Source organism: Streptomyces sp. bgisy159 (genome assembly GCF_965341775.1).
Lineage (GTDB): Bacteria > Actinomycetota > Actinomycetes > Streptomycetales > Streptomycetaceae > Streptomyces.
On record NZ_CBDQZH010000016.1, the window covers coordinates 18,214 to 30,079 of the forward strand.

Sequence of the window (11,866 nt, forward strand, 5' to 3'; positions counted from 1 at the left end):
TACGGTAACGTTCCGCGCGATGCGCCGGTGTTCGAACAGCCGACGCACAGAAAGAGGCGGAACGGAAGCCAGGATCCGCACCGGCCGGGCGACCGCCGCCTCGCGGCTCTAGGGGATCGATGACTGAGTATGGCCGGAGCCCCGGCTCCGAACCGTGGCCTCCCGAGGACCCGTTGTTCGGGGACGGCGGATGGGACGGGCAGCAGGCCCACACGGGCCGCCAGTCTGCCTACGGCGACCGGCCGCAGCACTACCCGCAGCAGCCGCAGTACCAGGAGTACGGTGACTGGGGCACCGGCGCCCAGCAGTCCGCCTACGGCCAGGACGGCCGGCAGTACGACGAGTACGGCCGGCCCTACGGCCAGCAGTACGCCCCCCAGCAGCATCAGCAGCAGTACCCCGGCCAGGGCCAGCAATTCGAACAGTACGATCAGCAGTACGGGCAGCAGCAGGCTCCCCAGGGCGGCCAGGGGCAGCAGGGCCGGCCGGACTACCCCCAGGGCGGCGGCTGGGACGGCACGGGAACGCACGCTCAGGTTCCGTACGCGGCCGACCCCGGCGACCCCTACGGCCGGCAGCCCGCCGCCTACGGCAGCGAGCAGCCCGACTTCTACCAGACCCCCGAGGCGTACCCGCCCCCGGAGCCACCGGCCCGCCGACGCGCCGAACCCGAGCCCGAACCCGACTGGGACCCCGGCCCCGACCAGGGCGAGCACGCCTTCTTCGCGGGCGGCGACGACGACGCCGACGACACCGAGGACGACGAACCGCCGGGCAACCGGCGCGGCCGCGGCGACCGGCGCGGCGGCAAGGGCGCCAAAGGCGGCAAGGGCACCAAGAAACGCCGCAACGGCTGCGCCTGCCTGGTCGTGCTGCTGGTGTTCGGCGGCGGCCTCGCCGGGGTGACGTACGTGGGCTACCAGTTCTACCAGGACCGTTACGGCGCGGCGCCGGACTACTCGGGCGACGGCACCTCCCAGAGCGTCAGCGTCACCATCCCCAAGGGCGCGGGCGGCGCCCAGATCGGCCGGGCCCTCAAGGAGGCCGGGGTCGTCAAGAGCGTCGACGCCTTCGTCGCGGCGTTCGCGGCCGACCCCGAGGGCAAGAAGATCCAGGCCGGGGCGTACATCCTGCACAAGCAGATGTCCGCCAGGAGCGCGATCTCGATGATGCTCGACCCGAAGAGCCAGGCCAACGTGATGGTCACCCCGGGCCAGCGCAACATCCAGGTCTACAAGGCGATCGACGAGAAACTCGGCCTCTCCGCCGGCGCCACCCGCAAGATCGCCGAGGCAGGCTACAAGAACCTCGGGCTGCCGAGCTGGGCCAACAGCGACGAGGACATCAAGGACCCGCTGGAGGGCTTCCTCTACCCGGGCACCTATCCCGCGGCCAAGGGCATGAAGCCCGAGGCGGTGCTCAAGGAGATGGTCGGCCGCGCCACCGCGGCCTACGGCAAGCTCGACCTCGACGCCAAGGCCGAGCAGCTGAAGCTGGAGAACCCGCTGGAGGTCATCACGGTCGCCAGCCTCGTCCAGGCCGAGGGCAAGACCCACGACGACTACCGCAAGATGGCCGAGGTCATCTACAACCGGCTCAAGCCGGACAACACCGAGACCAACCGGAAGCTGCAGTTCGACTCGACGTTCAACTACCTGCGCAACGAGAGCAACATCCACATCAGCACGTCCGAGATCAACAGCAACCCGGATCCGTACAACACCTACACCCACACCGGCCTCCCGCCGGGGCCGATCGGCAACCCCGGGGAAGAGGCGCTCGCCGCCACCATGGATCCCACCCACGAGGGCTGGCTCTACTTCGTGGCGACGGACGGCATGAACAAGACGGAGTTCGCCAAGACCCTGGCCGAGGCCGAGCGGCTCAGGGACAAGTTCAACGCGAACACCGGGAACTGACGAGAGCCGGAAGACCACTGATGAGCGACACACCCGGGAACCACCCCGCCCGGCGCCGCCGCGCCGCCGTGCTCGGCAGCCCCATCGCCCACTCCCTCTCCCCGGTGCTGCACCGTGCCGCGTACCAGGCGCTGGGACTCACCGACTGGACATACGACCGCTTCGAGACCGACGAGGCGGCACTTCCCGGCTTCGTCGACGGGCTCGGCCCCGAGTGGGCCGGCCTGTCGCTGACCATGCCGCTGAAGCGGGCGGTCATCCCGCTGCTCGACGAGATCAGCGAGACCGCGGCCTCCGTCGAGGCGGTCAACACCCTGGTGTTCACCGGGGACGGCCGCCGCGTCGGCGACAACACCGACATCCCCGGCATGATCGCCGCGCTGCGCGAACGCGGCGTCGAACAGGTCGAGTCGGCGGCCGTGCTCGGCGCCGGAGCCACCGCCTCCTCCGCGCTCGCCGCACTCGCCCGCGTCTGCACCGGCGAGGTCGTCGCCTACGTCCGCAGCGCGGCCCGGGCCGCCGAGATGCGGCAGTGGGGGGAGCGGCTCGACGTCGAGGTGCGCACGGCGGACTGGTCCGACGCCGCCGAGGCGCTGCGCGCGCCGCTGGTGATCGCCACCACCCCGGCCGGCACCACCGACGCCCTCGCCCACGCCGTGCCGGAACGCCCCGCCACCCTCTTCGACGTGCTGTACGACCCGTGGCCCACCGCACTCGCCGCCCGCTGGTCCATGTACGGCGGCGCGGTCGTCAGCGGCCTCGATCTCCTGGTGCACCAGGCGGTGCTCCAGGTCGAGCAGATGACCGGCCGCGCCCCCGCACCGGTCGAGGTCATGCGCAAGGCGGGCGAGCAGGCGCTCGCCGCCCGCTGAGGACCGCTCACGGCTGCCGCAACGCGGGGCGCCGGCCGGACCGCCGTCCGCTTTGTGGACCGGAGGCCGGAGGGCGTGCCGGACATGGGAGGATCGTAGGAGACGGACCCGGGCCGACGCCCGGTCGAGCCGTTGCCGTACGCGAGGACACGGAGGAGCACCGTTGAGCAGGTTGCGTTGGCTGACCGCGGGGGAGTCCCACGGGCCCGCACTCGTCGCGACGCTGGAGGGCCTTCCCGCCGGCGTGCCGATCACCACCGACATGGTGGCGGACCATCTCGCGAGGCGCCGGCTCGGCTACGGACGCGGTGCGCGGATGAAGTTCGAGCGGGACGAGGTGACCTTCCTCGGCGGCGTCCGGCACGGACGCACCCTGGGCTCCCCGGTCGCGATCATGGTGGGCAACACCGAGTGGCCGAAGTGGGAGCAGGTCATGGCGGCCGACCCGGTCGACCCCGACGTGCTGGAGAACCTGGCCCGCAACGCCCCGCTGACCCGCCCCCGGCCCGGTCACGCCGACCTCGCCGGCATGCAGAAGTACGGCTTCGACGAGGCCCGCCCGATCCTGGAACGCGCCTCCGCCCGGGAGACCGCGGCCCGCGTGGCGCTCGGCGCCGTCGCCCGGTCGTACCTGAAGGAGACGGCCGGCATCGAGATCGTCAGCCACGTCGTCGAGCTGTGCTCGGTGAAGGCCCCGCAGGGGGTGTACCCGACGCCGGCCGACGTCGAGAAGCTGGACGCCGACCCGCTGCGCTGCCTGGACGCCGACACGTCCAAGGCGATGGTCGCCGAGGTCGACCAGGCCCACAAGGACGGCGACACCCTCGGTGGCGTGGTCGAGGTCCTGGCGTACGGCGTCCCGGTCGGCCTGGGGTCGCACGTGCACTGGGACCGCAAGCTGGACGCCCGTCTCGCCGGCGCCCTCATGGGCATCCAGGCGATCAAGGGCGTCGAGGTCGGCGACGGCTTCGAGCTGGCGCGGGTGCCCGGTTCCAAGGCGCACGACGAGATCGTGGGCACCCCCGAGGGCATCCGGCGCGTCTCCGGCCGCGCGGGCGGTACCGAGGGCGGCCTCAGCACCGGCGAACTGCTGCGCGTGCGCGCCGCGATGAAGCCGATCGCGACCGTCCCGCGCGCGCTGAGGACCGTGGACGTCACCACCGGGGAAGAGGCCCAGGCCCACCACCAGCGCTCCGACGTCTCCGCCGTGCCGGCCGCCGGCATCGTCGCCGAGGCCATGGTCGCGCTCGTGCTGGCCGACGCGGTGGCGGAGAAGTTCGGCGGCGACAGCGTGGCCGAGACCCGCCGCAACGTCACCTCCTACCTCGACCACCTGCACATCCGGTGAGCGGTCCGCTGATCGTCCTCGTCGGCCCGATGGGCGTGGGCAAGTCCACCGTGGGCCGGCTCCTCGCCGAGCGTCTGGGCGTGGGCTACCGCGACACCGACGACGACATCGTCGTCGCGCAGGGGCGGCCCGTGTCCGACATCTTCGTGGAGGAGGGCGAGCCCGCCTTCCGGGCCCTGGAGAAGGAAGCCGTGCGGGAGGCCCTCGCCGGGCACGACGGGGTGCTGGCGCTCGGCGGCGGAGCCGTCCTGGACGCCGACACCCGCGCGCTGCTCGCCGGCCGCCGGGTCGTCTACCTCTCGATGGACGTCGAGGAGGCCGTCCGGCGCACCGGCCTGGGCGTGGCCCGCCCGCTCCTCGCGGTCAACCCGCGCAAGCAGTGGCGGGAACTCATGGAGGCCCGCCGCCATCTGTACGAGCAGGTCGCCACGGCCGTGGTGGCCACGGACGGCCGCACCCCCGAGGATGTCACCCGGGCCGTCCTGGACGCACTGGAGTTGAAGGAAGCATGAGCGAGTCGGTGACGCGGATCCACGTCGGCGGCAGCGCGGGCAGCGACCCCTACGACGTACTGGTGGGGCGTCAGCTGCTGGGTGAGCTGGCCGGACTGATCGGCGACCGGGCCAAGCGGGTCGCGGTCATCCACCCCGAGGCGCTCGCGGAGACCGGCGAGGCGCTGCGCGCCGACCTCGCCGAGCAGGGCTACGAGGCCGTCGCCATCCAGGTGCCCAACGCGGAGGAGGCCAAGACCGCCGAGGTCGCCGCCTACTGCTGGAAGGCGCTCGGCCAGTCCGGGTTCACCCGCACCGACGTCGTCGTGGGCGTCGGCGGCGGCGCCACCACCGACCTGGCGGGCTTCGTCGCCGCCACCTGGCTGCGCGGGGTCCGCTGGATCGCCGTCCCCACCACCGTGCTGGCGATGGTGGACGCGGCCGTCGGCGGCAAGACCGGCATCAACACCGCCGAGGGCAAGAATCTCGTCGGCGCCTTCCACCCGCCGGCCGGGGTGCTGTGCGACCTGGCCGCGCTGGACTCCCTCCCGGTCCACGACTACGTCTCCGGGCTCGCCGAGATCATCAAGGCCGGTTTCATCGCCGACCCGGTGATCCTTGACCTCATCGAGGCCGACCCCGAGGCCGCCCGGACCCCCGCCGGCCCGCACACGGCCGAGCTGATCGAACGCTCCATCCGGGTCAAGGCGGACGTCGTCTCCTCGGACCTGAAGGAATCCGGGCTGCGGGAGATCCTCAACTACGGGCACACCCTGGCCCACGCCATCGAGAAGAACGAGCGCTACAGCTGGCGGCACGGCGCCGCGGTCGCCGTCGGCATGCACTTCGCCGCCGAACTCGGCCGGCTCGCGGGCCGGCTGGACGACGCCACCGCCGACCGCCACCGCACGATCCTCGAAGCGGTCGGGCTGCCCCTGCACTACCGCTACGACCAGTGGCCCAAGCTGGTGGAGACGATGAAGGTCGACAAGAAGTCGCGCGGCGACCTGCTGCGCTTCATCGTGCTGGACGGCCTGGCCAAGCCGACCGTGCTGGAGGGTCCCGACCCGGCCGTCCTCCTCGCCGCGTACGGCGAGGTCGGCCAGTAGGACGGCGGACCGCACAGCCACCGGGCGGCCGGGCCCGCGCGGCCCGGCCGCCCGAACTCACCCCTCACCGGGGGCACTTCCGGCCTCCTTTGGCCGTTCATCATTCGACGGCCTGGGAAGGTACGGTTCCGACAGGGGCGTCTCCGGCGCCCTTTACGCTGTGGGAGGCGGGAGAGTCCCGCACTGCCGACGCCTGCGGCGAGCCGAGTACGACGAGACGGAGTGGCACCGGATGCAGCACGCAGTGGGTTCTCCGCTGCCGCCGCCCCATCAGCCGGGGCGCGGGCCGGCCGCCGACTGGTCCTCGGCCGCACACCACCCGGGTCCGCACCAGCCGGGCATCCAGCCCCGGCCCGCCCACGCCCCGCCGCCGGGGTTCGCGGGCGCCCCGCGCGGCCCCGTTCCGCCCGCGCCGCAGCCCCCGCCGCCCCCGGCCCCGCACCAGCCCGGCCCGCACCCCCCGGTGCCGCCCGTCGTCCACCACCCGGCCGCGCAGGGACCCCCGCCGCCCGAGACCACCGGTCACCTCCCGCTGCCGCCCGGCGGCCCGGTCGGCATGCCCAGCGCACCCCCCGCCCCGGCCGCCCCCGACCCGGCGACCACCACGCTGGCGGTCCTGCTCATCGGCCCCGCGGGGGCCGGCAAGACCAGCGTCGCCAAGTACTGGGCCGACCACCGCCGGGTGCCCACCGCACACGTCAGCCTCGACGACGTCCGCGAGTGGGTCCGCTCCGGCTTCGCCGACCCCCAGCGCGGCTGGAACGACCACTCCGAGGCGCAGTACCGCCTGGCCCGACGCACCTGCGGCTTCGCAGCGCGCAACTTCCTCGCCAACGGCATCTCCTGCATTCTCGACGACGCGATCTTCCCCGACCGGCCCGCCGTCGGCCTCGGCGGCTGGAAACGCCATGTGGGTCCCGGTCTGCTCCCCGTGGTCCTGCTCCCCGGGCTGGAAGTCGTCCTGGAGCGCAACGCGGAACGCTCCGGCAACCGCCGCCTCACCGACGAGGAGGTCGCCCGCATCCACGGCCGCATGGCCGGCTGGTACGGCTCGGGCCTCCCCATCATCGACAACTCCCAGATGGACGTGCCCGCGACGGCCCGGGTGCTGGACGAGGTATTGGCGAGGGCCATCGCCAGCCCCCCGAAGTGGTGACGAGCAGAAACGGTCCCACCTGCGAGGCTCGGTGCCACCGGTCGCCCCCACACCCCGACCGACGGAGTGCCGGAACACCACCGGCCCTTCCCAACCGGCACAAATCGCCCACGGCTCCTACGCTCGACACATGTCAGAGATGTACGCATCCCGCCGAGCCCGGCTGAAAGAACGCTGCACCGCGGCCGGCAGCGCGGCAGCGCTCGTCTCGCGCCCCGCCAACGTCAGATACCTGGCCGGCGCGGCCCCCGAGGGCGCCGCCCTGCTGCTCACCGCCGACGAGGACGTCCTGGTCTGCACCGGACCCCCGGACGCCCGCGGCCTCGACGGCCGCCCCGACGACAACCTCCCCGTGCACACCCTGCCCGGTGCCGGCGGCGACCCGGCGGTCGCCGCGGCCGGCCTGCTCGCCGGGCGGGACCTCGACTCCCTGGCGGTCGAGGAGCACCACCTCACGGTCGCCCGCCACCGCGCCCTGCGCTCGGTCGCCCCACGGCTGCGCCTGGCCGACCTGGGCCAGGCGGTGGAGCAGCTGCGGGTGGTCAAGGACGAGGAGGAGATCTCCTGCCTGCGCATCGGCGCCGAGATCGCCGACCAGGCGCTCGGGGAACTGCTGGAGTCGATCCTCGTCGGCCGCACCGAACGCCATCTCGCGCTGGAGCTGGAGCGCCGCCTGGTCGACCACGGCGCGGACGGCCCGGCCTTCGCGACCTCCGTCGGCACCGGCCCGAACTCCGGCCGCCGCGGCCACCGGCCCACCGACCGCCGGGTGGAGGAGGGGGATTTCCTCTCCGTCTGCCTGGGTGCGACGTACCGCGGCTACCGCTGCGAGATCGGCCGTACGTTCGTCATCGGAACGGCCCCCGCCGACTGGCAGATCGAGCTCTACGACCTGGTCTTCGCCGCTCAGCGGGCCGGCCGCGAGGCGCTGGCGCCCGGCGCGGCCTGCCGTGACGTGGACCGCGCCGCCCGGCATGTGCTGGACTCCGCGGGGTACGGGGCGGCCCTGCCGGTACTGACCGGGCACGGGGTGGGACTCGAAATCGACGAGGACCCGCAGTTGGCCCCCGCGGCCATGGGTAAACTGGACGCTTGCGTGCCGGTCACCGTCGAACCGGGGGTCCACCTCCCGGGACGGGGCGGTGTCCGGATCGATGACACGCTCGTCGTCCGCCCCGAGGCGGACGGCGGACCCGAGCTACTCACCATCACGACCAAGGAGCTGCTCGCGCTCTAGGATCCGGGGAAGTACAGGCACATCCCCGCGCCGCCCGGCACGCACTCTCGCCGCACCGGCCGAAGGCCCTGGTAGCTCCGCTACGAGGACCTACCCCCGGCCGACCGAGAGCACGCACCGAACGACGCGGGAACGCACCCGTACACCCCCGGCGCCGTCGGCAGTGCGGGCCCCGGGGTCGTCCACGTCAGTCCAGGAGATTCCGCAACCGTGGCTTCCACGAACGACCTCAAGAACGGCATGGTGCTCAAGCTCGAAGGCGGCCAGCTCTGGTCCGTCGTCGAGTTCCAGCACGTCAAGCCCGGCAAGGGCCCGGCCTTCGTGCGCACCAAGCTCAAGAACGTGCTCTCCGGCAAGGTCGTCGACAAGACCTTCAACGCCGGTGTCAAGGTCGAGACGGCCACTGTCGACAAGCGCGACATGCAGTTCTCGTACATGGACGGCGACTACTTCGTCTTCATGGACATGGAGACCTACGACCAGCTGATGGTCGACCGCAAGGCCGTCGGCGACGCCGCCAACTTCCTCGTCGAGGGCTTCACCGCCACCGTCGCGCAGCACGAGGGCGAGGTGCTCTTCGTCGAGCTGCCGGCCGCCGTCGAGCTGACCATCCAGGAGACCGAGCCCGGCGTCCAGGGCGACCGCTCCACCGGTGGCACCAAGCCCGCCACCCTGGAGACCGGCCACCAGATCCAGGTTCCGCTCTTCATCACCACCGGTGAGAAGATCAAGGTCGACACCCGTACCAGCGACTACCTCGGCCGGGTGAACAGCTAACCGTGGCTGCCCGGAACACGGCCCGCAAGCGCGCCTTCCAGATCCTCTTCGAGGGCGACCAGCGCGGCGCCGACGTCCTGACCGTCCTCGCGGACTGGGTCCGGCTGTCGAGGAACGACACCCGGCAGCCGCCGGTGAGCGAGTTCACGATGCAGCTGGTCGAGGGCTACGCCGAGCACGCGCGGCGCATCGACGAGCTGATCGCCCAGTACTCGGTGGGATGGACGCTGGACCGCATGCCGGTCGTCGACCGCAACCTGCTGCGCCTCGGGGCCTACGAGCTGATCTGGGTCGACGAGACCCCGGACGCCGTCGTCCTCGACGAGACGGTGCAGCTGGCGAAGGAGTTCTCCACGGACGAGTCGCCCTCGTTCGTCAACGGCCTGCTGGGCCGGCTGAAGGAACTCAAGCCGACGCTTCGCCGCGAAGAGGCCTGAGTGACCACCCCGACGGTACGTTTCTGCTCAACCGCTCGGCGGTCAGACCTCCTCGTGGGAGACGGCCCGGCGCGCGTCCGCGTCCAGTACGCCCCAGCTGATCAGCTGCTCGGTGAGGACCGACGGCGACTGGTCGTAGATCACGGCGAGGGTGCGCAGGTCGTCCTGGCGGATCGAGAGCACCTTGCCGTTGTAGTCGCCGCGCTGGGACTGGATCGTCGCCGCGTAGCGCTGCAGGGGACCCGCCTTCTCGACCGGCACGTGGGCCAGCCGCTCCAGGTCCAGCACCAGCTTCGGCGGAGGCTCGGCGGCGCCGCCCGGGGTGGTGCCCGGCAGCAGCTCCTGCACCGGAACGCCGTAGAAGTCCGCCAGCTCGGCGAGGCGCTGCACGGTCACGGCGCGGTCGCCGCGCTCGTACGAACCGACCACGACCGCCTTCCAGCGTCCCTGGGACTTCTCCTCGACACCGTGGAGGGAAAGGCCCTGCTGGGTGCGGATCGCCCGGAGCTTGGCCCCGAGCTGTTTGGCGTATTCGCTGGACATATAGCTCCCCGGCACTGTGTCGACGCGGCTGGTGTCGATCCATGCTTGTCGATCCACGCCGCGCGGCTGGTAACTCATTGTGAGGTTACGCAGCGTGATTCTTCTGCGTCAAGCCGAATGGTCCACACCGACTCTTCCGTGCCGGCGGTGGCCGGTTACGCCAGGGGTGTGATCGTGCGGGCCCGAACGGGTGACCGTGCGAGTGTCGGGGGCTGGATCCGGCGGGTGCCGTGCGCCTGATACCGTGGGTGGCGCAATCCCGACGTCCTTTAAGGTCCGTCCCGTGAGGCGGAGAAGGAGGTCCGTTTCGTATGGACAAGCACGCTGATCCGCAAGCGTCCGACGCGAGGCCCGTTCTCGAAGGCCCCGACATCGCGCGGGTACTGACCCGCATCGCCCACGAGATCGTCGAGCGCGCCAAGGGCGCCGACGACGTGGTACTCCTCGGCATTCCGACCCGGGGCGTGTTCCTCGCCCAGCGGCTCGCCGCCAAGCTCGAACAGGTCACCGACCGCAAGGTGCCCGTCGGGTCTCTCGACATCACGATGTACCGCGACGACCTGCGTCTGCAGCCGCCGCGCGCGCTGGCCCGCACCGAGATCCCCGGTGACGGCATCGACGGCAAGCTGGTCGTCCTCGTCGACGACGTGCTGTTCTCCGGCCGCACCATCCGCGCCGCCCTCGACGCGCTGAACGACATCGGGCGCCCGCGTGCCGTGCAGCTCGCCGTCCTGGTCGACCGCGGCCACCGCGAACTGCCCATCCGCGCCGACTACGTCGGCAAGAACCTCCCCACGTCGCTGCGGGAGACGGTCAAGGTCCAGCTCGCCGAGGAGGACGGTCGTGACACCGTGCTGCTCGGTGTGAAGCCGGCCGCCCAGTAGCAGCCTCCCGCGCGTGCGGCCGCCGCCGCATGCCGTCACGCGCCCCGGCATGCCCCGAATCTCCCGAATGAACTGCCTTACGGAGCCTGACAGATGCAGCGTCATCTCATCTCGGCCGCCGACCTCACCCGCGACGACGCCGTCCTGATCCTCGACACCGCCGAGGAGATGGCCCGGGTGGCCGACCGGCCCATCAAGAAACTGCCGACCCTGCGCGGCCGCACGATCGTCAACCTCTTCTTCGAGGACTCCACCCGCACGCGCATCTCCTTCGAGGCCGCCGAGAAGCGCCTGTCCGCGGACGTCATCAACTTCTCCGCCAAGGGGTCCAGCGTCTCCAAGGGCGAGTCCCTGAAGGACACCGCGCAGACGCTGGAGGCCATGGGCGTCGACGCCGTCGTCATCCGGCACGGCGCCTCCGGAGCCCCCTACCGCCTCGCCAACTCCGGCTGGATCGACGCCGCCGTCGTCAACGCGGGCGACGGCACCCACCAGCACCCCACCCAGGCCCTGCTGGACGCCTTCACCATGCGGCGCCGGCTGGTCGGACGGGACGCCGGCCTCGGCCAGGACCTGGCCGGCCGGCGCGTCACCGTCGTCGGCGACATCCTGCACAGCCGGGTCGCCCGCTCCAACGTCGACCTGCTGCACACCCTCGGCGCCGAGGTCACCCTCGTCGCCCCGCCCACCCTGGTACCGGTCGGCGTCGAGACCTGGCCGTGCGAGGTCTCCTACGACCTCGACTCCACGCTGCCCAAGTGCGACGCGGTGATGATGCTGCGGGTCCAGCGCGAGCGCATGAACGCCGCCTTCTTCCCCACCGAGCGCGAGTACTCCCGCCGCTACGGCCTGGACGGCGACCGCATGGCCCGGCTGCCCGAGCACGCCATCGTGATGCACCCCGGCCCGATGGTGCGCGGCATGGAGATCACCGCCGAGGTCGCCGACTCCGACCGCTGCACCGTCGTCGAGCAGGTCGCCAACGGCGTGTCCATCCGGATGGCGGTCCTGTACCTGCTGCTCGGCGGCGCCGTGATCGACTCGAAGAACGTCCCCGCCGTGACCCCGAACCGTCCCGAGGAGAAGTGACCCC

General features: G+C 72.0%; 12 protein-coding genes. 11 read left to right on the forward strand and 1 reads right to left on the reverse strand.

The window, feature by feature from the left end; all coding sequences use genetic code 11:
- The first annotated feature begins 119 nt into the window (after positions 1-119).
- From mltG to nusB, 9 genes are all read left to right on the forward strand, one after another.
- Positions 120-1,919, forward strand: coding sequence for an endolytic transglycosylase MltG (mltG, locus tag ACSLTV_RS17630; RefSeq protein WP_432139819.1), 1,800 nt, complete (start codon positions 120-122; stop codon positions 1,917-1,919).
- A 20-nt stretch (positions 1,920-1,939) separates the two neighbouring features.
- Positions 1,940-2,791, forward strand: a complete 852-nt coding sequence (locus ACSLTV_RS17635; protein WP_432139820.1) for a shikimate dehydrogenase — start codon at positions 1,940-1,942, stop codon at positions 2,789-2,791.
- A gap of 163 nt (positions 2,792-2,954) precedes the next feature.
- Entirely contained in the window at positions 2,955-4,139 is a 1,185-nt protein-coding gene (gene aroC / locus ACSLTV_RS17640) for a chorismate synthase (protein ID WP_432158836.1), read from the forward strand.
- Positions 4,136-4,651, forward strand: a complete 516-nt coding sequence (locus ACSLTV_RS17645) for a shikimate kinase (RefSeq protein ID WP_432139822.1) — start codon at positions 4,136-4,138, stop codon at positions 4,649-4,651. Before aroC ends, ACSLTV_RS17645 begins: the two co-directional genes overlap by 4 nt.
- Positions 4,648-5,739 (forward strand): 3-dehydroquinate synthase, encoded by a 1,092-nt coding sequence (aroB, locus tag ACSLTV_RS17650; protein ID WP_432139823.1) that lies wholly within the window; start codon positions 4,648-4,650, stop codon positions 5,737-5,739. The genes ACSLTV_RS17645 and aroB overlap by 4 nt, the downstream gene beginning before the upstream one ends.
- Positions 5,740-5,971: 232 nt before the next feature.
- Positions 5,972-6,895, forward strand: a complete 924-nt coding sequence (locus tag ACSLTV_RS17655; RefSeq protein ID WP_432139824.1) for a Pro-rich N-terminal domain-containing protein — start codon at positions 5,972-5,974, stop codon at positions 6,893-6,895.
- A 130-nt stretch (positions 6,896-7,025) separates the two neighbouring features.
- Complete coding sequence (locus ACSLTV_RS17660; protein WP_432139825.1) at positions 7,026-8,132, forward strand: aminopeptidase P family protein; 1,107 nt, start codon at positions 7,026-7,028, stop codon at positions 8,130-8,132.
- 210 nt (positions 8,133-8,342) lie between these two features.
- The gene (efp, locus tag ACSLTV_RS17665; RefSeq protein ID WP_006131211.1) at positions 8,343-8,909 is read left to right on the forward strand and encodes an elongation factor P; all 567 of its coding nucleotides are present in this window, start codon (positions 8,343-8,345) and stop codon (positions 8,907-8,909) included.
- Positions 8,910-8,911: 2 nt separating this feature from the next.
- Positions 8,912-9,346, forward strand: a complete 435-nt coding sequence (gene nusB / locus ACSLTV_RS17670; protein ID WP_435612451.1) for a transcription antitermination factor NusB — start codon at positions 8,912-8,914, stop codon at positions 9,344-9,346.
- Between the two features lie 42 nt (positions 9,347-9,388).
- On the opposite strand, the gene bldD is transcribed toward nusB, so the two are convergent.
- A complete protein-coding gene (gene bldD / locus ACSLTV_RS17675) occupies positions 9,389-9,889 on the reverse strand; it encodes a transcriptional regulator BldD (protein WP_432137528.1) in 501 nt (166 codons plus the stop codon).
- Positions 9,890-10,200: 311 nt separating this feature from the next.
- Between bldD and pyrR the strand changes: the two genes are divergently transcribed.
- Positions 10,201-10,773 carry a bifunctional pyr operon transcriptional regulator/uracil phosphoribosyltransferase PyrR gene (gene pyrR, locus ACSLTV_RS17680; RefSeq protein WP_432137529.1) on the forward strand — a complete coding sequence of 191 codons (573 nt, stop codon included), beginning with the start codon at positions 10,201-10,203 and terminating at the stop codon, positions 10,771-10,773.
- A 93-nt stretch (positions 10,774-10,866) separates the two neighbouring features.
- Entirely contained in the window at positions 10,867-11,862 is a 996-nt protein-coding gene (locus ACSLTV_RS17685; RefSeq protein ID WP_432157181.1) for an aspartate carbamoyltransferase catalytic subunit, read from the forward strand.
- Positions 11,863-11,866: the final 4 nt, after the last annotated feature.